This is a genomic window from Geodermatophilus sp. SYSU D00684, assembly GCF_054050455.1.
This window is the reverse complement of sequence record NZ_JBJGZI010000017.1, coordinates 36176-56703: the sequence shown is the minus strand read 5'-3', so window position 1 is coordinate 56703 and position 20528 is coordinate 36176. Positions and strand designations below refer to the sequence as shown.

The window sequence follows — 20528 nt, the reverse complement described above, 5'->3', positions numbered from 1 at the left end:
ATGAGCACCGACGACACCGGAGTCGTCTTCCCCGCCGGCCCGGACGGGCGGCGCAGCACCGCGGCGGTGGGCCGCGCCGTCGTCGCCGACGCGCTGCGCCCGGTCGACCCGACCGGCGCCCGCGCCGCCGAGTCCGAGACCAACTGGCGGGCGGGCTACCTGGTGCACTTCCGCCGCCTGGTCGAGGCGGGGCTGACCAGCCCGGACGCGGCCCGGACCATCGCCGCGGCCGGCCTGGACGCCGTCCACGCCCGGCTGCGGGTGGCCGACGACGGCGGCGAGCAGCCGCTGACCGCGCTGCCCGCGGCACCGGCCGGGCGGGCGCTGCGGACCCGTGAGGTCGCCGGCACCGCCGAGCCCGAGCGCGAGTTCACGCTGCCCTTCCACGGCCGGCGGCTGCGCGGTGACGACCTGCTGCGCCAGGTGGACACCTGGGTCGAGGGCGGCATCGCCGAGCCCAGCCTCGCCGAGGCGGTGCGCACCGTGGCCGCGCACCCCGAGTGGCTGGCGCTGCCGGGCCGGACCGTCGTCGTGCTCGGCGCCGGCGCGGAGATGGGCCCGCTGACGGCGCTGCTGCGGTGGGGCGCCACCGTGGCCGGGGTCGACCTGCCGCGGCCGGACCTGTGGCGGCGGGTGCTCGACACCGCCCGCCGCGGCGCCGGCCGGCTGCTGCTGCCCGCCGCCGACGACGACGGCGACCTCGCCGGCACCGCGGGCGCCGACCTCGTGCGCGAGGTGCCGGCCGTCGGCGACTGGGTGGCCGGCCTGCCCGGCGACCCGGTGCTCGGCGACTACGTCTACGCCGACGGCGCCACCAACGTGCGGGTGTCGGCCGCCGTCGACGCGCTCACCCTCCGCCTGCAGCGCGAGCGGCCCGACCTCGCGCTGGCCTTCCTCGCCACGCCCACCGACGTCTTCGCCGTCCCCGGCGACGCCGTCGAGCAGTCGGCGCGCGCCTACGCCGGCCGCTCCCGCGCCGGCAAGCTCCTCGGCCGGCCGCTGCGCACCCTCTCCGCCGGGCGGTTGCTGCAGCGGGCGTACGTGCCGGGCACCGACCCGGGCATCAGCGACAGCCTGGTCGCCCAGCAGGGGCCGAACTACGCGCTGGCCAAGCGGCTGCAGCGGTGGCGGGCGACCGTCGCGCGGGCGGCCGGGGCGACGGTGTCGATGAACGTCGCGCCGCCGACCCGCACCCGCTCGGTGGTGAAGAACCGGGCGCTGGCCGCCGCCTACGCCGGGGCGCACCGCTTCGGCGTCGAGGTGTTCGAGCCGGCGACGTCGAACGTGCTCATGGCCGCGCTGCTGGTGCACGACCTGCACACCGGCGGCGGGCCGCGGCACGAGCAGCCGTGGCAGGACGAGGCGTACGCCGCCGTCCACGGCGGGCTGTGGCGGGCGGCCTACGCGCCGCGCAGCGCGCTCGGGCTCGCCGCCGTGCTGGGCCTCGGTGCCGCGCGGGGCTGAGGCCCAGCACGGCGGCGAGGCGCCGCGGGCCCGGTGGCTGGTCCCGCTGCTGGTGGCGCTGGCCGTCGTCGCGGTGACGGCGGGAGCGCTGGCCGCCCGCGCACCGGCCGGCGCCGAGGCCGCGGGCATCGGCGTCCCGCCTGCGCCCACCCCGTCCGCGGAGCCGACCGAGCCGACCCCGGCACCCGGCGCCCCGGAAGCGCCGCGGCCGGTGCCGCCGACCTGTTCGCCGCTGGGCCTGCTCGTCACCGCCGGCCCGGTCGACGCCGGCCTCGGCCACCGGGGCGTCGTCGTCACCGTGACCAACTGCGGGGACGCCCCGCGGGACGTCACCGGCTACGCCGAGGTCGCCGTCCTCGACGGGACGGGACGGCCGATGCCGTTCACCGTGGCGCACGAGTCCACCTACATGGTCCGCGACCCCGGGCCGTCCCCGCTGGTGCTGCAGCCCGGGCAGAGCGCGGTCACCGGCGTCTCCTGGTCGGCGACGGTCACCGCCGGCGGGCTCACCGAGGGGCAGGCGCTGCGCGTCGTCCCGGTGCCGGGTGATGCCGGCCAGGTCCTGCCGACGTGGGTCGACGCCGGCACCACCGGGGAGATCGCCGTGGCCGCCTGGGCGACGGAGCTCGCGCGGTAGCGCCTCACTCGCCGGTGACGCCGTCCACCGCCTCGCGCAGCAGGTCGGCGTGGCCGTTGTGGCGGGCGGTCTCCTCGACCAGGTGCAGCAGCATCCAGCGCAGGCTGAACCGGTTGCCGCTGCGCAGCGGCACCGCCGACAGCGCGTCCAGCGACCCGGCCGCCGCGACCACCGCGTCGGTGCGCCGCCCGGCCTCCCGGTAGCGCCCGCGCAGCACGTCCGGCTCCAGGTCCACGGCGGCGTCGAACTCCCAGTCGGGGGTCGCGTCCCAGTCGACGCCGTCCCACGGCGCGGGGATCGGCTCCCCGGCGAACCGCTCCACCGCCCAGGACTCCTCGACCAGCGCGAGGTGGTACAGCAGCCCGGCCAGCGTGAGCGACGACGGCGGGTGCGCCCGCGCCAGCTGCTCCCGGGTCAGCCCCTCGGTCTTCAGCAGCAGCGTCTCGCGCTGGAAGGCGAGGTAGGCGGTCAGCGTGGTGGTCTCGTCGGCGGTCTCCGGCGGGTCGGTGCGCACCGGAGGACCCTCGCACGCCGGGGTGCGTCAGGCGGGGCCGACCAGCCCGGCGACGATCTCCGCCGACAGGGTCACCAGCGGCAGCCCGCCGCCGGGGTGCGACGAGCCGCCGACCAGGTACAGCCCGCGCACCGGGGCGGCGTTCCCCGGCCGCAGGAACGCCGCGCGGGCGCCGTTGCTCGACGTGCCGTAGATCGAACCGCCGACGCTGCCGGTCTCGCGCGCGAGGTCGGCCGGCGTGCGGGTGACGCACCAGCGCAGCCGGGACCGGACGTCGAGCCCGCGCGCGGCCATCACCTCCAGCACCCGGGTGGCGTAGCGGTCGGCGAGACCGGGGGTGTCCCAGTCGACGCCGCACTCGGGGTCGTGCCGCGGCGCGTTGACCAGGACGAACCAGGACTCGCTGTCGTCGTCGGCCCGGGTGGTGGGGTCGTCGGGGGCGCTGACGTAGACGGTCGGGTCGGGCACCGGGCAGGGCAGGCCGCGGTGCCGGCCGGTGCCGAACACCGCGTCGAACTCGGCGTCGTAGTCGGCGGGGAAGGCGACGGTGTGGTGCGCCAGCCCCGGCGTGCGGCCGCGCAGCGCGAGCAGCAGCACGAACCCCGACAGCGACGGCGTCGCCCGGGTCAGCCCGCGCCGCACCGCGCGGGTGCGCCGGTCCGGCGGCAGCAGCCCGGCGTACAGGGCGGTGGCGTCGGCGCCGGAGACGACGACGTCGGCGGTCACCTCGCCGCCCTCGGCCAGCTCCACCCCGGCCACCCGGCCGCCGTCGCGCAGCACCCGCCGGACCGGCGTGCCGGTGCGGACGTCGGCGCCGTGCTCGTGGGCCCGCTCGGCCACCGCCTCCGCCAGCCGGTGCAGCCCGCCGCGGACGTACCAGGAGCCGAACGCCTGCTCGACGTAGGGCACGGTCGCGAGCACGGCGGGCGCGCGCCGCGGATCGGAGCCGGAGTAGGTGGCGTAGCGGTCCAGCAGCACCCGCAGCCGCGGGTCGCGCAGGTAGCGGGCGCCCAGGCCGCGCAGCGTCTGCCAGGGCGCGACGGCGGCGACGTCGGCCGGGTCCCGGGCCAGCCGGGCCAGGGTGGCCGCGCCGCGCAGCGGCGAGCGGAGGAACGGCTGCTCGGTGATCGCCCACATCGCGCCGGCGCGCTCGAGCAGCGCCCGCCACTGCGTGCCGGCGTCGTCGCCGAGGGCGGCGTCGAGCGCGCCGGGGACCGCGTCGAGGTGCCCGGGGACGGCCAGCCGCGTGCCGTCGGCGAACCGGTAGTCGACGGCGGGGTCGAGCCGGACGAGGTCGACGGACTCCTCCAGCGGGCCGCCGGTGGCGTCGAACAGGTCGCGCAGCACCTGCGGCAGCGTGACCAGGCTGGGGCCGGTGTCGAAGGCGTGGCCGTCACGGGCGTACCAGCCGAGCTTCCCGCCGACGGCGCCGGACTGTTCCAGCACGGTCACCCGGTGCCCGAGCGCGCCCAGCCGTGCCGCGGCGGCGAGGCCGCCCAGCCCCGCGCCGACGACCACCACCCGTGCCACAGCGTCACCGTAGTGCCGCAGCTCACCGCCCGATCGTGTGATCACCTGGGGTGGCGGGGTCCGGCTCCCGGTCCCACGATCGGTCCACCTGCGGAGCCGATGCGGGAGCACGACGGGAGGACGACCCGTGCGGACGGCGGTGAGCGCGATCGCGGCGCTGGTGATGCTGACGGGGTGCTCGGACGCGCACCTGCCCGACGTCGAGCGGGTGGCCCGGGACTTCGCGGCGGCCGACCCCGCCACCCGCTGCGACCTGCTCACCGACGCGGTGGTGCAGACGCTGGAGCACGAGGAGCCGACCGGCTGCCCCGTGGCGCTCGGGGAGCTCCCGCTCGGCACCGGCGGCGTCGTCTCCGCGCAGGTCTGGGGTCAGGAGGCCCAGGTGCGGCTCACCGACGACACGCTGTTCCTCACCCGCACCCCCGACGGCTGGGAGGTGGCCGCGGCCGGCTGCGAGGCGGCCGGCGAGGGGCGCTACGACTGCCTGGTGGAGGGCTCGTGAGATCTGTGCGCGGGGTGTTCGTGGTCTACCTGCTGACCGTCTTCGGCGGCGTGGCCTACTGCCTGGTCCTCGCCCTGCTCGGGCGGTGAGCGGCGTGCGGCGGTTCGTCCGGGAGAACTCGCTGAGCCTGGTCTTCGGCCTGCTGTTCCTGCTCAGCCTCGTCGGGCAGGCGGTCGCCGGGGCGGCGCAGACGAGCGAGGACCGGCAGGCCGAGGGTCTCGCCCCGGTCACCCTGGTGCACTACGTGACCTCGTCGTCGTTCGCCGTCGACGTCATGGAGAACTGGCAGTCGGAGTACCTGCAGTTCTTCCTCTACGTGTTCGCCACCGTCTGGCTGGTGCAGCGCGGGTCGCCGGAGTCCAAGGAGCCGGCCGACGTCGGCACCGAGAGCGACGAGGACCAGCGGACGGGGGCGCACGCCCGCGACGACTCCCCGGCGTGGGCGCGGGTGGGCGGATGGCGCGGCGCGCTGTTCTCCCGGTCCCTGGGCCTGCTGTTCGCCGGCATCTTCCTGCTCACCTGGGCGGCGACCTCGGTGGCCGGCTGGGCGGCGTACAACACCGAGCAGCTGCAGTCGCACGCCGACCCGCTCAGCTGGGTGGCCTACCTCGGCCACGCCGACTTCTGGAACCGCAGCTTCCAGAACTGGCAGTCGGAGATGCTCGCCGTCGGCTCGATGGCGGTGTTCGCGGTCTACCTGCGCCAGCGGGGGTCGCCGGAGTCCAAGCCGGTCGGCGCGTCCCACTCCGACACCGGCGCCACCGGCTGAGCCGCGCCCAGCAGCCCGGCCAGCGCCGCGTCGGAGGCGGCCAGCGCCGCGCGGTCGTGCGTGCTGCCCGCGGCGACGAGTTCGGTCGCACCGGTGCGCTCGGCGAGCTCCGCCAGCCGCGCGGCCACCTGCGGGGCGGTGCCGGCGACCGCCGTGGCCGCCGTCCGCTCGGCGTGCCGCCGCTGCACCGCCGTCATCGCCGCCGCCCTCGCCGCGGCCACCGGCTCCACAGGGGGGAAGACGCCGGTGGTGCGCGCCTGCGCCATCGCCCACGCCTCGGGCAGCAGCAGGTCGGCGGCCTCGGCCGCGGTGTCGGCGACGAGCACGTCCAGGCCGATCGCGACCTCCGGCTCCGGCGCCTGCCCCGAGGGCCGGTAGGCCCGGCGGTAGCGGGCCAGCGCCACCCGGCCCGGCTCCGGGTCGCCGGCCACCCCGAGCAGCGGGCCGCCGACGACGACCGGCAGGCCGAGCGCTGCGGCGACGTCCAGCCCGGAGCCGGTGGCCAGCACCCACATCGGCACGTCGCCGACCGGGCGCGGGTGCATCGTGATCTCCGCGGTCCCGGTGAGGTGGGCGCGCAGCTCGGCGAGGTCGGCGGCGAAGTCGCGCTCGGTCTCCCGCAGCGCCCGGCGCACGGGCGGGGTGAAGCCCGGCGAGCGGCCCAGGCCGAGGTCGACGCGGCCGGGCGCGAAGGCGGTGAGGGTGGCGAACTGCTCGGCGACGACGAGCGGCTGGTGGTGCGGCAGCATGACGCCGGCCGAGCCCAGCCGGATCGTCGTCGTCCGGCCGGCGACCGCGGCCAGCAGCACCGCGGGGGCGGCGCCGGCGATGCCGGGCACGCCGTGGTGCTCGGCGACCCAGAACCGCCCGTAGCCCAGCCGCTCGGCGGACACCGCCCGCTCGACGGTGCCGCGCAGCGCCGCCGCGTCCGGCTCGCCGGCGCGGGTGCGCGACCGGTCGAGGAGCGAGAGCCGCATCAGAACGCGTACCGCACGCGCAGCCAGGGGGCGTGGGCGGCGACGAGCGCCCGCAGCCGCTCGACGCCGGCCCGCTTGACGTCGTTGCGGTAGCGCACGTTCCACTGGCCGTTCTGGCTGCGCTTGGGCTGCTGCAGGTCCGGCCGCCACAGCAGGTCCTCGGCCTTCGGGTGCCAGCCGAGGTTGACCTCGTGCAGGTCCCGGTTGTGGGTCAGCATGATCACCTCGGCGGCCGCCTGGTCCCTGGCCGCGGGGGAGAGGGTGTCGTCGAGCTGCCGCAGCAGCTGCGCCCAGTCGGCCTCCCACCCGTCGCGCAGCACCACCGGGGAGAGGTTGAGGTGCACCTCGTACCCGGCCTCGACGAAGTCGTCGACGGCGGCGACGCGCTCGGCGATCCGGCTGGTGCGCACGTCGACCACCCGCGAGTCGGCGTCGGGCATGAGCGAGAACCGGATGCGGGTGCGGCCCCGCGGGTCGAGGTCGAGCAGCTGCCGGTTGACGTACTTGGTGGCGAACGACGCCTTGGCGGTGGGCAGCTCGCGGAAGGTGGCGACCAGGTCGGCGACGTTGTCGCTGACCAGCGCGTCGACCGAGCAGTCGCTGTTCTCGCCGATGTCGTAGACCCAGCTGACCGGGTCGCACTGGTCGGGCACCGTCTTCGTGCCCTGCCGGGCGACGTGCCGGCGCAGGTAGCCGGTGATCTGCTCGATGTTCGTGAAGACGGTGATCGGGTTGGCGTAGCCCTTCTGCCGCGGCACGTAGCAGTAGGCGCAGGCCATCGCGCAGCCGTTCGCCGTCGAGGGGGCGATCCAGTCCGCCGACCGGCCGTTCGGGCGGGCGGTGAGCGACTTCTTCACGCCGAGCACCAGCGTCTCGGTCTTCACCCGCACCCAGCGGTCCACGTTGCCCTCGTTGCCGTGCAGCTCCGGGATCCTCCAGTGCGACGGCACCTCGACGACCTCCGCGCCGGGGAAGCGGGCGAGCACCTCACGGCCGCGGGCGGAGTCCAGGGCGGCCGGCTCGGCGTAGACGGTGCGGACGTCGAGCAGGCGCGTGGAGGAGGGGACGGGCGCGGACACGGCGGACGGCGGGGGCGCTGCGGTCACGCCGGGTACAGCGCCCGCGCGCGGGCCCGGATTCCGCCCCTGACCTGCGGGGACGGTCACACGGTGCGGGTCAGTGGTGCCAGTTCGGGGCGAGCTCGCGCACGTCGAGCCGGCCCAGCTCGAGGTCCTCGGCGACGTCCTCCACCGCGCGCCCCCCGGCGTAGGCCTCGGCGCGCAGCAGGTCCAGCGCGGTGGCCGGGTCGGTGTCCAGCGCCATCGCCGCCCGGCCCGCGGCCCGCAGCACCGCGGCCCGCCGGCGCGCCTCGGGACCGTGCAGCCAGTCGGGGCCGCGCTCGGCCGGCCAGTCCGACCAGACGGCGGCGTCGCTGAGCGCCGCGGTGACCATCTCGCCGACGGCCATCGCCGCGAAGACGTCGAGCTCCGGCACGGCGGCCTCGTCGGTGAAGTACAGGTCCAGCGCCCCGGCGCCGGCGAGGTCCTCGCGCAGCGGGAGGGCGACCACCGCGCGGAACGGCGTCTGTGCGGTGAGCAGGTCGGCGAAGGGCATCCAGCGCCGCCGCAGGTCGTCCAGCAGCGCGAACACCGGCTGCCGGGTCTCCTGGGCCTCCCAGCACGGCCCCCCGCCGACGGTGAACTGCAGGCGCTCGGCGCACGCGGCCTCGGTGGTGCTCGCCCCGAGCGGGATGCGCGAGCCGGACCCGTCGACGACCGACAACCCCGCGGCGTCGACCCCCAGGGTGGTGACGCAGGCCCGGGTCAGGCGGACCGGCAGCAGCTCGGCCGACCCGGGACTCCCGGCGGCCTCGGCGTCCAGCGCGGCGGCGAACCGCGTGGAGATGGTCACACGTCATCCTCGCCCCGTGCGGGCACCGGGGCCATCCCGGTCACCCGGCCGCGTCCGGCCGGTGCGCATACGCCGCCCCGCGGACGGCGTCGTCGTCCTCCAGGCCCGCGCCCAGCGCCCCGCCGACCGTCGCCAGCGAGCTGGTCAGCCAGGCCAGCTCCAGGTAGTCGCCGATCGCGGCCGGGTGCCCCAGCCCCTCGGCGAACAGCGCCGACGGCACCAGCAGCAGCGAGCCGGCCAGCGCGAGGGCGAACAGCGCGGCGTAGAGGGTGAGCACCCCGATGACCACGGTCGCGACGGTGGCCAGGTTGAACAGCGCCACCTGCTTGCGCACCCGGCGCGAGCGGGCCCGCTCCCACAGCTCCGCACCGACGACCAGCGTCGCGCAGATGGCCACCACCGAGCCCAGCCCGACGGTGGACAGCCGCAGCCAGCCGAACCGGTCGGCCAGCCGCCAGATGTCGGCGGTCACCAGGGCGAAGACGCCGGCCGCGACCGCCGCCGTCAGCGCACGGGACAGCTGGATGGTCAGCCGCCACGGTCGGTTGGCGCGCACCATGCCGACCAGCAGCCGCAGGTTGCCCGTCAGCACCCGCGCGGTGAACCGGACGCCGTCGGCGGTGTCGGCCGGGTCGGTGGCCAGCTCGCGCACGCGGCGGCGCAGCGCGGCCGGGTCGTCGTCGCCCTCGGCGTCGCCGAGCAGCGTGCGGACCAGCCCGACCGTCGTCTGCAGCGCGCGGCGGCGCCGGCCGACCGCGCCCAGGGCCGGCAGGGACAGCACCGCGACGCCGTGCACCGGGCTGGCGTGCGCGACGACGGTGCGCCGGTCGACCGACAGCGGCAGGTCGGTGACGACGACGGCGAGGTCCCACTCCTCCGACAGCAGCCGGTCGCGCGCCGCGGCGACGATCTCCGCGTCGTCGGCCGGCGGTTGGACCAGCCCGTCCTCGACCACGCGGACGTCCCACACGACGTCGGGGTGCCGCTCGCGCAGCGCGCCGGCCAGGTCGGCGGCCAGCTCGTCGGCCACCTCCACCGGCGCGCCGGGCGCGGCGACCAGCCCCACGACGACGTCGGCCGGACCCGCCGCCTCGCCGGTCAGGGGTCCTTCCGGTGCCGTGCTCACAGCCTCAACCGCTCCTCGTGCCCGGTCTGCCACTCGACCATGACGATGCTCGCGTCGTCCTGCAGCCGGCCGTCCTGGTGCTGCATGACGCTGCCCATGAGCCGGCGCATCGTCTCCGGCGGCGGGTCGCCGGCCAGCTCGGCGCGCACGACGAGGTCCGCGAGCCGGTCCTCGCCGAAGAACGCGCCGTCGGGCGAGCGCGCCTCGACGACGCCGTCGGTGTAGAGCAGCACGCGGTCCCCCGGGCGCAGCTGCATCCGGCACACCGCGGGCGCCGCCGCGAGCAGCCCCAGCGGGCGCGCCGGCGGGCAGGCCGGCGGCCGGATCAGGGCGCCGTCGCGCACGACGATCGGGTCGGGGTGCCCGCAGTTCACCCAGGCGAGCAGCCCGGTGTCGAGGTCGAGCCGGGCGACGGCCGCGGTGGCGAACCGGCTGCCGGCGAACTGGCCGGCGACGACGGCGTCCATCGCGGCCGCGACCGCCGGGAGGTCGAGGCCCGCGCGCCGGGCGTGCCGGTAGGCACCGACGGCGGCGGTGGTCAGCAGGGCGGCGGGCAGGCCGTGGCCGACGGCGTCGAGCACGGCCAGGTCCACCAGCGCGCCGTTGACCGCGTAGTCGAAGGTGTCCCCGCCGATGTCGTAGCTCGGCTCGAGCGCGCCGGTGATGACGACGCGGTCGCTCGCGTAGGTCAGCGGCGGCAGCAGCTCCCACTGGATCTCCGCGGCCAGCGTCAGCTCGCGCCGCCGCCGCAGCCGGGCGAACAGGTCGCTGTAGGCGTCGCGGGTGACGACCAGCTCGGCGACCAGCGAGGTGAACGACCGCGCGTCGTCCTCGAGCTCCGGCGTCGGGTCGCCATCGAGCACGTACTCGACCACGCCGATCCGCTCGGCGCCGTCGAGCAGGGGCACCCACAGGCTGGCCGGCCCGTCGCCGGCCGGGGCGTGGACCGGCTCGACCCGGCGGAACGCGCGCCCGGCCACCGACCCGTCGATGGTCAGCTCCTGCCGGGCGGGCACGCCCTCGCCGGGCAGCGGCAGCAGGGCGTGCTGGGCGTAGTCGGCGAGGTAGACGACCGCCCCGAGGACGCCCAGCCGCCGCGCCTGCGCCGCGACCACGGCGCCGAGCTCGTCGGCGGACAGGTGGTGCGACGCACGGATGAGCGCCCGGACGGGGTCCCGCTCGGACGGGCGCGGATCGGTGGCCACGAGGGGTCAGGATCGCATCCCGGCCCGCGGCGGGCGCGGTGGAGTGGGGCGCGGGCGGTCAGCCCCGGCCGTCGAGGACGGCCTTGTAGACGCCGACCGTCTGCTGGGCGATCGCCGGCCAGCCGAACTCCGAGAGCACCCGTTCGCGGCCCGCGGCGCCCATCGCCGCGGCCCGGGTCGGGTCGGCCAGCAGCTCGGCGGTGCGCGCGGCCAGCCCGGCCTCGAAGGCGGCCGGGTCGGCCGGGTCGTAGGGGACCAGCAGCCCGGTGACGCCGTCGGCCACGACCTCGGGGATCCCGCCGACTGCGCTGGCCACGACCGCGGTGCCGCAGGCGGCGGCCTCGAGGTTGACGATGCCCAGCGGCTCGTAGACCGAGGGGACGACGAACACCGTCGCCCCGGTGATCAGCGGCACCAGCTGCTCCCGCGGCAGCATCGCCTCGATCCAGACGACGCCCGGCCGCCGGGCCTGCAGCTCGGCCACGGCGTCGGCGACCTGCTGCCGCTCGGCCGGGGTGTCGGCGGCGCCGGCGCACAGCACCAGCCCGGCGTCGGCCGGCAGCTGCTCGGCCGCCCGCAGCAGGTGGACGACGCCCTTCTGCCGGGTGATCCGGCCGACGAACAGCGCGTAGGGCCGGTCGGGGTCGACCCCGAGCGAGCGGACGACGTCGGGCGCCGGCGTCGGCCTGTAGGCCTCGGCGTCCACGCCGTTGCCGACGACGTGCACCCGGGCCGGGTCGAGGTCGGGGTAGGCGTCGAGGACGTCGGCGCGCATGCCGTGGCTCACCGCGATGACGGCGTCCGCGGCGAGGTAGGCGGTGCGCTCCACCCAGGACGACAGCCGGTAGCCGCCGCCGAGCTGGTCGGCCTTCCACGGCCGCCGCGGCTCCAGCGAGTGCGCGGTCACGACGTGCGGCACCCCGTGCACGAGCGCGGCGAGCAGGCCGGCGCCGTTGGCGTACCAGGTGTGGCTGTGCACGAGGTCCACCCCGGCCAGCGCCGCGGCGATCTCGACGTCGGTGCCCAGCGCCTGCAGCGCGCCGTTGGCCTGGGCCAGGCCCGGCGGCACCGCCCAGCCGCGGGCGTCGGGCCGGGGGCCGCCGAAGGCGTGCACCTCCAGGTCCGGGCCCGCGGGCAGCGAGCGCAGGGCCGCGACGAGGTGCTCGACGTGCACCCCCGCACCGCCGTAGACGTCGGGGGGCCACTCACGGGTGACGATGCCGATCCGCACGGCGGTCACCCTAGGGGGCGGGGAGTGCGGAGGCGGGGCGACGGCGGACCCGTGCAGCGGCTACGTTCCCTCCATGCGTGGCGGTCCTCGAGTGCTCGGCATCGTCCTGGCCGGTGGTGAGGGCAAGCGGCTCGCGCCCCTGACCCAGGACCGCGCGAAGCCGGCGGTGCCCTTCGGCGGCAACTACCGGCTCATCGACTTCGTGCTGTCCAACCTGGTGAACGCCGACGTCCGGCAGATCGCCGTGCTCACCCAGTACAAGAGCCACAGCCTCGACCGGCACATCACCACGACGTGGCGGCTGTCGCAGATGCTCGGCAACTACATCACCCCGGTGCCGGCGCAGCAGCGGCTCGGGCCGCGCTGGTACACCGGCAGTGCCGACGCGATCTTCCAGAGCCTCAACCTCATCTACGACGCGCGCCCGGACGTCGTCGTGGTGTTCGGCGCCGACCACGTCTACCGCATGGACCCGGCGCAGATGATCGACCAGCACCTGCAGACCGGCGCCGGGGTGACCATCGCGGGCCTGCGGGTGCCGCGGCGCGAGGCCACCGGGTTCGGCGTCATCGACGCCGGCGCCGACGGCAAGGTGCGCGGCTTCCTCGAGAAGCCGGCCGACCCTCCGGGCCTGCCCGACAGCCCGGAGGAGTCCTTCGCCTCCATGGGCAACTACGTCTTCACCACCGACGCGCTGCTCGAGGCGCTGCGCGCGGACGCGGAGGACGCCGACTCGGCGCACGACATGGGCGGCTCGATCATGCCGATGCTCGCCGAGACCGGTGACGCCTACGTCTACGACTTCTCCACCAACATCGTCCCCGGGGCCACCGAGCGCGACCACGGCTACTGGCGCGACGTCGGGACGATCGACTCCTACTTCGACGCCCACATGGACCTGGTGTCGGTCACCCCGGTGTTCAACCTCTACAACGACCGGTGGCCGATCCTCACCCTGCCCCCGCAGCAGCCCCCGGCGAAGTTCGTGCTCGGCGGGCGGGCCGAGGAGTCGATGGTCAGCGCCGGTGCGATCATCGGCGGCGGGTCGGTGCACAACTCGGTCGTCTCGCCCGGCGTGCGGGTCGAGCGCGGCGCGCGGGTCGAGGACAGCGTGCTCATGGACGGCGTCCAGATCGGCGAGGGCGCCTACGTCCGGCGGGCGATCCTCGACAAGAACGTCGTCGTCCCGGCGTGGGCGCGGATCGGGGTGGACTCCGACGCCGACCGCGAGCGCTACCACGTGAGTGCCGGCGGCGTGACCGTCCTCGGCAAGGGCGCCCGCGCGCTGGTGTGAGCGCCGACGCGGCGCCGCTGGTGGTGACGCTGCTGCTCGGGGCGGAGGCGCAGGCGCGGTTCGACCGGCTGCGCGCCGAGCACTTCCCGGCCGGGCGGAACCACCTGGCCGCGCACGTCACGCTGTTCCACGCCCTCCCGGGCGACCGGCGCGACGACGTCGGCGCCGCCCTGGCCGCGGCCGCCGCCCGGCCGCCGTTCGCCGTCGCCGTGACCGGGCTGCAGCTGCTCGGTCGCGGGGTCGCCTACCGGCTGGCCGCGCCGGAGCTGTCGGCCCTGCACGCGGGGCTGGCCGCGGAGTTCGACCCGTGGCTGACCCGGCAGGACCGCCAGCGGCTGTCGGCGCACGTCACCGTGCAGAACAAGGTGGAGCCCGCCGTCGCCCGGGCGCTGCGCGACCGGCTGGCCGCGGAGTTCGTCCCCGGGGAGGTGCCCGCCCGCGGGCTGGGGCTGTGGCGCTACCTCGGCGGCCCGTGGGAGCCGCTCGTGGAGCACCTCTTCCGCTGACCGGCCTCCCTGCAGGGGCCCGCCGCGAGCGTGCGAGCGGTGGGGAGCAGGGAGGTCCTTCCCTAGGCGCGGCGGGTGGCCACCAGCAGGCCGGCGCCGATCGGCAGGACGGCGGAGGTCAGCCCCTCGTCCTCGCGGACGTTGTGGGCGAGGTCGCGCCAGGCGACGGTGTCGGGATCGCGGGCGGCGCGGTCGCCGATGCGGTCCCCGTCCAGCAGGCCGTGGCAGGCCAGCGTCCCGCCGGTGCGCACCAGCGCGAGCAGCGCGCCCAGGTGCGGGGCGTACTCGGCCGGCCGGCCGGCGCAGACCACCAGGTCGTAGGCGCCGGGGGACAGGCGGGGCAGCACCTCGCCCGGGGTGCCGAAGATCAGCCGGGTCCGGCCCGGCGGGACGCCGGCCTCGGAGAACGCCCGCCGCGCCCCGCGCAGCTGCTCGGGGTCGGCGTCGAGGGCGGTGAGGACGCCGTCGGGCCGCATGCCGCGCAGCAGCCACAGGCCGACCACCCCGCCGCCGCTGCCGATCGACACGACCGCGCGGGCGCCGGCGCCGGCCGCCAGGACGGCGAGGGTGGCGCCGGCGGCCGGGCCGGGCGGGGGCGGGCCGCCGAGCGCCGCGGCCCGGGCGCGCGCCGCGGCGAGGACGGGGTCCTCGGTGGCGTAGCGGTCGGACCAGGCGGCTGCGCCGGTCCCGCCGGCGCGCGACGGTCCCTGGGCGCTCATCACCGGCCGAGGGTAAGGGGACCGCGGCCCGCGTTCCGGGAGGCGTTCCTGTGAGGAACCTGGCAAGAACTGACGACGGGAACACGGAATGCCGTCACGGCCGTTGGTCCCGGCGTGACACCCGAGCGTGCCGCCGTCCCCGTCCATCCCGCGGGGGAGGTCGGCAGCGTGCGCGTCCGCGATACTGAGGACGTGCCCGAGGCCGCCGTCCCCCCTGCCGCCGACCAGCAGTCGGCCGCGTCCGGCGCCGGCGAGGTGTGGGTGGCGCCGACCTGGGAGCAGGTCGTGCGGGACCACTCGGCGCGCGTGTACCGGCTGGCCTACCGCCTGTCGGGCAACGCCCAGGACGCCGAGGACCTCACCCAGGAGACGTTCGTCCGGGTGTTCCGCTCGCTGGCCGACTTCTCGCCGGGCACCTTCGAGGGCTGGCTGCACCGCATCACCACGAACCTGTTCCTGGACATGGTCCGCCGCCGCCAGCGGATCCGGTTCGACGCGCTGCCCGAGGACACCGAGCGGCTGCCCGGCACCGCGCCGAGCCCCGAGCAGGTCTACGCCGACACCCACCTCGACCCGCAGGTGCAGGCGGCGCTGGACGCGCTGCCCCCGGAGTTCCGCGTGGCCGTCGTCCTCTGCGACATCGAGGGCCTGACCTACGAGGAGATCGCGGCGACCCTCGGCATCAAGCTCGGCACCGTGCGCAGCCGCATCCACCGCGGCCGCGTGCAGCTGCGCCAGGCCCTCGCCCACCTGGCTCCGCGCAGCGTCCCGGCACCGGGGGCTCCCGCATGAGCCTGCCGGAGAGCCACCTGGCGCAGGAGGCGATCGCCGCGCTGGTCGACGGCGAGCTGGCCAGCGGCCCGGCCGCGCGCGCCGCCCGCCACCTGGCCGGCTGCTCCGAGTGCCGGATGCTGGTGCAAGCCCAGCGCGAGGCCAAGGACGCGCTGCACGCCGCCGCCGACGTCGCCGTCCCCGGCGACCTGCTCTCCCGGCTGTGCGCCATCCCGTTCACCGCCGACGTGCCCGGGGGCGGCGGGCTGGGCACCGTCACCGCGTCGGCCGGGGAGCTGACCGTGACCGGGTCCTCCGGCCGCTGGACCGTGTCGCTCGACGACCCGCCGGTCCGTCCCGCGTCGCCGCACCACGCGCGGTGGCTGCGCCGCAGCGTCGCCGGCACGCTGGCCGGGCTGGGCCTCGGGGTCGCGGTCCTCGCGCTGAACCTGCCGGACCCGGGGGAGCGGGTGACCCGGACGCCGTCGTCGGTGGCCGGCCCCTCCTCGCCGGACGAGCGCACCGAGGTCGTGCCGCCGGTGGTCCGCACGCTCAGCGGCCCGTCGTCCGGGCCGGGCGCCACGCCGTGACTCCCGGGCCCTGACCCCGGACCCCCGAGCCCGCGGACGGGTAGCGTCGCGCCGGCACCCGTAGTCCACGTCCGCTGCCAGGTCCGGGGAGGACCCTGAACCCGTGACCGCACCCGACGACGCCCGCGAGACCGGTCCCGTCGAGCCCGCCCCCCGCGACGGTGAGCGCACGGTGGAGGCCGTCGTCCGCCCGCCGGTGGCCGCCGGTACGGGGGACGACGACGCGGTGTTCGCCCGTCCCGCCGGCGCCACCGGCTCCTTCGCGCCGCCGGAGCGGCCGCGCCCCGCCGCGGTGCCGGCGCCGCCGCCGGCCAGCCCCGCCCAGGCCGCCGCGTTCGGCCGCCCGGCCGCCGTCCCGGGCAGCTTCGCCGGCGACCGCCCGGCCCCGCCGCCGCGGCCGGTGGCCCCGCCGCCGCCGGAGGCCGTGCTGCGCGCCTTCCGCGCCCCGGCCGGGCAGGCCGGGCTGCAGGAGCCGCCCGGTGGGCGGCCCGGGCGCCGCCGCACCTCGGCCGGGCCGTGGTGGAAGCCGGACGCGAAGAGCGACCCGTGGCGCGACCCGCACGCCCCGGCCGGCCTCACCGGCCCGGCGGTGTTCGAGGAGGAGTCCGAGCAGGCGGGCCCGGTCGTCGTCGACCGGAAGGGCCGCAGGAAGCTGCGGCTGCGCGACCTGTCGGTGCGGGTGGCCCTGCTGGTCGTCCTCGCCGTCCTGCTCGCCGGCGCGCTCGGCGGCGGCGTGGGCTACCTGCTCACCCGCGAGGCGAGCGAGACCCCGCTGCTGGCGCCGGGCACCGCCCTGTCGGAGACCGACGAGGGCATCAGCCGCGAGCCGGGGTCGGTGTCCGACATCGCCGGCCGGGTGGCGCCGGCGGTCGTGTCGATCGAGGTGCGCATCGGCGACGCCGGCGCGACCGGCTCCGGCGTCGTCATCGACGGCGAGGGCGGCTACATCGTCACCAACAACCACGTCATCTCCGGCGCCGACGGTGTGGAGGGTGCGGAGATCCGGGCGGTGTTCAGCGACGGCAGCGGCTCGGCCGCGCGCATCGTCGGCCGCGACCCGGCCAGCGACATCGCCGTCGTCAAGGTGGAGAAGCCCGGCCTGGTCACCGCCTCGCTCGGCGACTCCGACGACGTCGTGGTCGGCGACCCCGTGGTGGCCATCGGCTCGCCGCTGGGCCTGGCCGGCACGGTCACCAGCGGCATCGTCTCCGCCCTCGACCGGCCGGTGCGGCTGGCGGGGGAGGGCAGCGACACCAACGCCGTGATCAGCGCGGTGCAGACCGACGCGCCGATCAACCCGGGCAACTCCGGCGGCGCGCTGGTCGACGGCACCGGCGCGGTCATCGGCATCAACACCGCGATCGCCTCGCTCGGCGGCGGCAGCGTCGGCCTGGGCTTCGCGATCCCGATCGACACCGCGCGCGACGTCGCCGAGCAGCTCATCGCCACCGGCAGCGCGGTGCACGCGACCCTCGGGGTGAACACCCGGTCGGTCACCGACGGCACCCGCGACGGCGCGCTGGTCCTCAACGTCGAGCCGGACAGCCCCGCGGCCCGGGCCGGCATCCGGGAGCAGGACGTCGTCATCGCCGTCGACGACCAGGAGGTGGGCAGCTCCGAGGAGCTCGTCGTCGCCGTCGACGCCCACGACCCCGGCGACGCGGTGACCATCGAGCTGGTCCGGAACGGGTCGTCGACGACGGTCCAGGCCACCCTCGCCCAGGCCTAGCGGGACCTCCGCACCGAATACCCTGGGACCCGCGGAGGAGGGAGCGACGCGTGTTCGACTCGATCGGCTGGGGCGAGATCGTCGTCCTGGCGCTGGCCGCGTTGTTCATCTTCGGGCCCGAGCGGCTGCCCACCCTGGCGCGTGACGCCGCGGCGGGGCTGAAGAAGGTCAAGCAGGCGATCACCGGGGTGCGCGCCCAGGTCGACGAGTCCCTCGGCGACGACCTCGCCGGGCTGCGCGACCTGGACCTGCGCAAGTACCACCCGAAGACGTTCATCCGCGCGCAGCTGTTCGACGACGACGACGCCCTGCCGGTGCGCCGCGGCGACGCCGGCCCCGCGGGCGCGACCGCGGCGAGCCTGGTGAAGCCCGCCACCCGCCCGGCCGTCGTCGAGCACGACCGGAGCGTCCCGCCGCCGTTCGACGTCGACGCGACCTAGCCGCCCTCAGACGCACGGAGGCCCGGCCCCCGAGGGGACCGGGCCTCCGAAGAAGGACCTCGGTGCCCCCCACACCTCGCTGACGCTCGGCGCGGGCCCCTGCACCGAGGCCGTTCCAGTTGGTCGCTAGCGGCGGACGGGGGTGAGCCCCAGCGACATGCCCGACAGCCCGCGCTGGCGGACGGCGAGGGAGTCGGCGACCTTCGCCAGGGCCTTCGCGGCCGGGGTCTCGGGGTCGGCGAGCACGATCGGCGCGCCGGCGTCCCCGGCCTCCCGCAGGCGGGTGTCGAGCGGGATCTGACCCAGCAGCGGCACGTTGGCGCCGAGCAGGCGGGTCAGCGCGTCGGAGACCGCCTGGCCGCCGCCGGAGCCGAAGACCTCCATGCGCGAGCCGTCGGGCAGCTCGAGCCACGACATGTTCTCGATGACGCCCACGACCTGCTGGTGGGTCTGGGTGGCGATCGCGCCGGCCCGCTCGGCCACCTCGGCGGCGGCCTGCTGCGGCGTGGTCACCACGAGGATCTCGGCGTTGGGCAGCAGCTGGGCGATGGAGATCGCCACGTCGCCGGTGCCGGGCGGCAGGTCCAGCAGCAGGACGTCGAGGTCGCCCCACCACACGTCGGCGAGGAACTGCTGCAGCGCGCGGTGCAGCATCGGCCCGCGCCACACGACCGGGGTGTTGCCCGGGGTGAACATGCCGATCGAGATGACCTTCACGCCCATCGACTGCGGCGGCATGATCATGTTGTCGACCTGGGTCGGCTTGTCGTCGACGCCCAGCATGCGCGGCACCGAGTGGCCGTAGATGTCGGCGTCCACGACGCCGACCGACAGACCGCGCTTGGCCAGCGCCGCGGCGAGGTTGACGGTGACGCTGGACTTGCCGACGCCGCCCTTGCCGGACGCGACCGCGTAGACGCGGGTCAGCGAGCCCGGCTGGGCGAAGGGGATGACGGGGTCGGCCGCGTCGGTGCCGCGGACGGTGCGGCGCAGCTCGGCGCGCTGCTCGTCGCTCATCACGTCCAGGCCGACCTGCACCGACGTCACGCCGGGGACGGCGGAGACGGCGGTGGTCACCCGGTTGGTGATCGTCTCGCGCATCGGGCAGCCGGCCACGGTGAGGTAGACCTCGACGCGCACGGCGCCCGGGTCACCGCCGACGCCGATCTGCACGTCCTTGACCATCCCGAGGTCGGTCAGCGGACGGTTGATCTCCGGGTCCTGGACGGTGGCCAGAGCGGCGTTGACGGCGTCGAGCGCCGGCGAGCCGGTCAGCGTGTCGGACATGGGGGGTTGTGTCTCCTTCGACGGGGGGACCCGGTCCGCGGCACCACACGTCGGCGACCTGCACTCCGGCCCACCTGCCACTGTACGGCGGCGGGCACCGGGTGCCGCCCGGTGCGGAGGTGATGTGCTGCGCACCAGCGGTCCGTGCGGGGCGGTCAGCCGCCGACGCGGTTCCCGAGGCGGTGCTCGACGCCGGCGTCCTGCAGGAGCCGGGCCAGCCCGCGGCCCCGGTCGTCGCGCAGCACCACCCGGCGGCCGCCGGTGGCTCCGGTCACGCGCCCGACCGTACGCAGCCGGGCCGTAGGCTGCGGCGACGTGTCCGCTCCCGCCCGTGCCGCCGTCCTCCGCGACGCGATCGGGCTCGGGGTGGCGGTCGGCCTCTACGGCGTCGCCTTCGGCGCGGCCGCCGACGCCGCGGGCCTGGACCCCTGGCAGGCGCTGACCATGTCGCTGCTGATGTTCACCGGCGCCTCGCAGTTCGCGCTGGTCGGCGTCCTCGGCGCCGGCGGCGGGGGCGCGGCCGCCATCGGCAGCGCGCTGCTGCTGGGCACCCGCAACACCGTCTACGGCGTCCGCCTGGCGCCGCTGCTGGCCCCGCGCGGGCTGACGCGCCGGCTGGGCCTGGCGCACTGGGTGATCGACGAGACGACGGCGCTGGCCGTGGCCGCCCCCGACCGCGGCCTGTCCCGGCTGGCCTTCCTCGCCGGCGGCGCATCGATCTTCACGGTGTGGAACGCCACCACGCTGGCCGGCGCGCTCGGTGCCGGGGCGCTGGGGGAGACCGCGGCGGCGGCGCTGGACGCCGTCGTCCCGGCCGCGTTCCTGGCCCTGCTGTGGCCGCGGCTGCGCGCCGGCGCCGAGGAGCCGGGCGTCGCCCGCCGGGTGGCGCTGGGCGGCGCGGCGGTGGCGCTGGCGCTGACGCCGTTCGTGCCGCCGGGCGTGCAGGTGGTGGCCGCCGTCGTGGCGGTGGGACTGGCCGGCCGGCCGCGGGCGGAGGCGGCGTGAGCAGCGGGACGCTGTGGGCGGTGGTCGTCGTCGGGTCGCTGGGCTGCTACCTGCTCAAGCTGGCCGGGCTGTCGGTGCCCGCGGCGTGGGTCGAGCGGCCGTGGGTGACCCGCCTGGTCACCTTCGTGCCCGCGGCGCTGCTGGCCGCGCTGGTCGCGGTGCAGACCCTGGCCTCGGGGCAGGACCTCGTGGTGGACGGCCGGCTGGCCGGCGTCGCGGTCGCGGCGGTGGCCCTCGCGCTGCGCGCGCCGTTCGTCGTGGTGCTCGTGCTGGCCGGCGCCACGGGCGCGCTGGTCCACCTCGCCGGAGGGTGAACCCGGC

22 protein-coding genes are annotated in these 20528 nt (G+C 76.9%); 12 read left to right on the top strand and 10 right to left on the bottom strand.

Annotated features, from left to right (window positions below; genetic code table 11):
* Together ACI79L_RS13925 and ACI79L_RS13920 are read left to right on the top strand one after the other, a co-directional pair.
* Window positions 1–1464: a hypothetical protein gene (locus ACI79L_RS13925; RefSeq protein ID WP_456937366.1), complete on the top strand. Its 1464-nt coding sequence runs from the start codon at window positions 1–3 to the stop codon at window positions 1462–1464.
* A complete protein-coding gene (locus ACI79L_RS13920; RefSeq protein WP_456937365.1) occupies window positions 1448–2101 on the top strand; it encodes a DUF4232 domain-containing protein in 654 nt (217 codons plus the stop codon). Before ACI79L_RS13925 ends, ACI79L_RS13920 begins: the two co-directional genes overlap by 17 nt.
* 4 nt (window positions 2102–2105) lie before the next feature.
* Here the strand turns inward: ACI79L_RS13920 and ACI79L_RS13915 are convergent, their stop codons facing one another.
* Both ACI79L_RS13915 and ACI79L_RS13910 read right to left on the bottom strand, forming a co-directional pair.
* Entirely contained in the window at window positions 2106–2615 is a 510-nt protein-coding gene (locus tag ACI79L_RS13915) for a DinB family protein (protein WP_456937364.1), read from the bottom strand.
* Window positions 2616–2642: 27 nt separating this feature from the next.
* Entirely contained in the window at window positions 2643–4145 is a 1503-nt protein-coding gene (locus tag ACI79L_RS13910; RefSeq protein ID WP_456937363.1) for a phytoene desaturase family protein, read from the bottom strand.
* A gap of 127 nt (window positions 4146–4272) precedes the next feature.
* Here ACI79L_RS13910 and ACI79L_RS13905 point away from each other — a divergent pair, with 127 nt between their 5' ends.
* Entirely contained in the window at window positions 4273–4647 is a 375-nt protein-coding gene (locus ACI79L_RS13905) for a hypothetical protein (protein WP_456937362.1), read from the top strand.
* 85 nt (window positions 4648–4732) lie between these two features.
* A complete protein-coding gene (locus ACI79L_RS13900; protein ID WP_456937361.1) occupies window positions 4733–5416 on the top strand; it encodes a DUF6766 family protein in 684 nt (227 codons plus the stop codon).
* Here the strand turns inward: ACI79L_RS13900 and ACI79L_RS13895 are convergent.
* From ACI79L_RS13895 to glgA, 6 genes are all read right to left on the bottom strand, one after another.
* A complete protein-coding gene (locus tag ACI79L_RS13895) occupies window positions 5341–6393 on the bottom strand; it encodes an MsnO8 family LLM class oxidoreductase (RefSeq protein WP_456937360.1) in 1053 nt (350 codons plus the stop codon). The two genes, ACI79L_RS13900 and ACI79L_RS13895, sit on opposite strands and share 76 nt — an antisense overlap.
* Window positions 6393–7499: a spore photoproduct lyase family protein gene (locus tag ACI79L_RS13890; protein ID WP_456937359.1), complete on the bottom strand. Its 1107-nt coding sequence runs from the start codon at window positions 7497–7499 to the stop codon at window positions 6393–6395. Before ACI79L_RS13890 ends, ACI79L_RS13895 begins: the two co-directional genes overlap by 1 nt.
* 70 nt (window positions 7500–7569) lie before the next feature.
* Window positions 7570–8304, bottom strand: coding sequence for a GAF domain-containing protein (locus tag ACI79L_RS13885; protein ID WP_456937358.1), 735 nt, complete (start codon window positions 8302–8304; stop codon window positions 7570–7572).
* A 40-nt stretch (window positions 8305–8344) separates the two neighbouring features.
* A complete protein-coding gene (locus tag ACI79L_RS13880) occupies window positions 8345–9430 on the bottom strand; it encodes a hypothetical protein (protein ID WP_456937357.1) in 1086 nt (361 codons plus the stop codon).
* Entirely contained in the window at window positions 9427–10635 is a 1209-nt protein-coding gene (locus ACI79L_RS13875) for a PP2C family protein-serine/threonine phosphatase (protein WP_456937356.1), read from the bottom strand. Before ACI79L_RS13875 ends, ACI79L_RS13880 begins: the two co-directional genes overlap by 4 nt.
* Window positions 10636–10693: 58 nt before the next feature.
* Window positions 10694–11866 carry a glycogen synthase gene (gene glgA / locus ACI79L_RS13870; protein ID WP_456937355.1) on the bottom strand — a complete coding sequence of 391 codons (1173 nt, stop codon included), beginning with the start codon at window positions 11864–11866 and terminating at the stop codon, window positions 10694–10696.
* 91 nt (window positions 11867–11957) lie between these two features.
* On the opposite strand from glgA, the gene glgC reads away from it, so the two are divergent.
* Both glgC and ACI79L_RS13860 read left to right on the top strand, forming a co-directional pair.
* The gene (gene glgC, locus ACI79L_RS13865) at window positions 11958–13160 is read left to right on the top strand and encodes a glucose-1-phosphate adenylyltransferase (RefSeq protein WP_456937354.1); all 1203 of its coding nucleotides are present in this window, start codon (window positions 11958–11960) and stop codon (window positions 13158–13160) included.
* Window positions 13157–13666 (top strand): 2'-5' RNA ligase family protein, encoded by a 510-nt coding sequence (locus ACI79L_RS13860; RefSeq protein ID WP_456937353.1) that lies wholly within the window; start codon window positions 13157–13159, stop codon window positions 13664–13666. Before glgC ends, ACI79L_RS13860 begins: the two co-directional genes overlap by 4 nt.
* A gap of 62 nt (window positions 13667–13728) precedes the next feature.
* On the opposite strand, the gene ACI79L_RS13855 is transcribed toward ACI79L_RS13860, so the two are convergent.
* Window positions 13729–14385, bottom strand: coding sequence for an O-methyltransferase (locus ACI79L_RS13855; protein WP_456937352.1), 657 nt, complete (start codon window positions 14383–14385; stop codon window positions 13729–13731).
* A gap of 192 nt (window positions 14386–14577) precedes the next feature.
* Here ACI79L_RS13855 and sigE point away from each other — a divergent pair, with 192 nt between their 5' ends.
* The 4 genes from sigE to ACI79L_RS13835 all read left to right on the top strand — a co-directional run bounded on the left by sigE (window position 14578) and on the right by ACI79L_RS13835 (window position 17915).
* Window positions 14578–15177 carry an RNA polymerase sigma factor SigE gene (gene sigE / locus ACI79L_RS13850; protein ID WP_387986193.1) on the top strand — a complete coding sequence of 200 codons (600 nt, stop codon included), beginning with the start codon at window positions 14578–14580 and terminating at the stop codon, window positions 15175–15177.
* Window positions 15174–15746: a zf-HC2 domain-containing protein gene (locus tag ACI79L_RS13845; RefSeq protein WP_456937351.1), complete on the top strand. Its 573-nt coding sequence runs from the start codon at window positions 15174–15176 to the stop codon at window positions 15744–15746. Before sigE ends, ACI79L_RS13845 begins: the two co-directional genes overlap by 4 nt.
* A 103-nt stretch (window positions 15747–15849) precedes the next feature.
* Window positions 15850–17475 (top strand): S1C family serine protease, encoded by a 1626-nt coding sequence (locus ACI79L_RS13840; RefSeq protein ID WP_456937350.1) that lies wholly within the window; start codon window positions 15850–15852, stop codon window positions 17473–17475.
* 50 nt (window positions 17476–17525) lie between these two features.
* Window positions 17526–17915 carry a twin-arginine translocase TatA/TatE family subunit gene (locus ACI79L_RS13835; RefSeq protein WP_456937349.1) on the top strand — a complete coding sequence of 130 codons (390 nt, stop codon included), beginning with the start codon at window positions 17526–17528 and terminating at the stop codon, window positions 17913–17915.
* A 126-nt stretch (window positions 17916–18041) separates the two neighbouring features.
* On the opposite strand, the gene ACI79L_RS13830 is transcribed toward ACI79L_RS13835, so the two are convergent.
* On the bottom strand, window positions 18042–19202 hold the full coding sequence (locus ACI79L_RS13830; protein ID WP_456937348.1) for an Mrp/NBP35 family ATP-binding protein: 1161 nt from the start codon (window positions 19200–19202) through the stop codon (window positions 18042–18044).
* A gap of 315 nt (window positions 19203–19517) precedes the next feature.
* Here ACI79L_RS13830 and ACI79L_RS13825 point away from each other — a divergent pair, with 315 nt between their 5' ends.
* Both ACI79L_RS13825 and ACI79L_RS13820 read left to right on the top strand, forming a co-directional pair.
* Complete coding sequence (locus ACI79L_RS13825) at window positions 19518–20207, top strand: AzlC family ABC transporter permease (RefSeq protein WP_456937347.1); 690 nt, start codon at window positions 19518–19520, stop codon at window positions 20205–20207.
* Entirely contained in the window at window positions 20204–20521 is a 318-nt protein-coding gene (locus ACI79L_RS13820; protein WP_456937346.1) for an AzlD domain-containing protein, read from the top strand. The genes ACI79L_RS13825 and ACI79L_RS13820 overlap by 4 nt, the downstream gene beginning before the upstream one ends.
* Window positions 20522–20528: the final 7 nt, after the last annotated feature.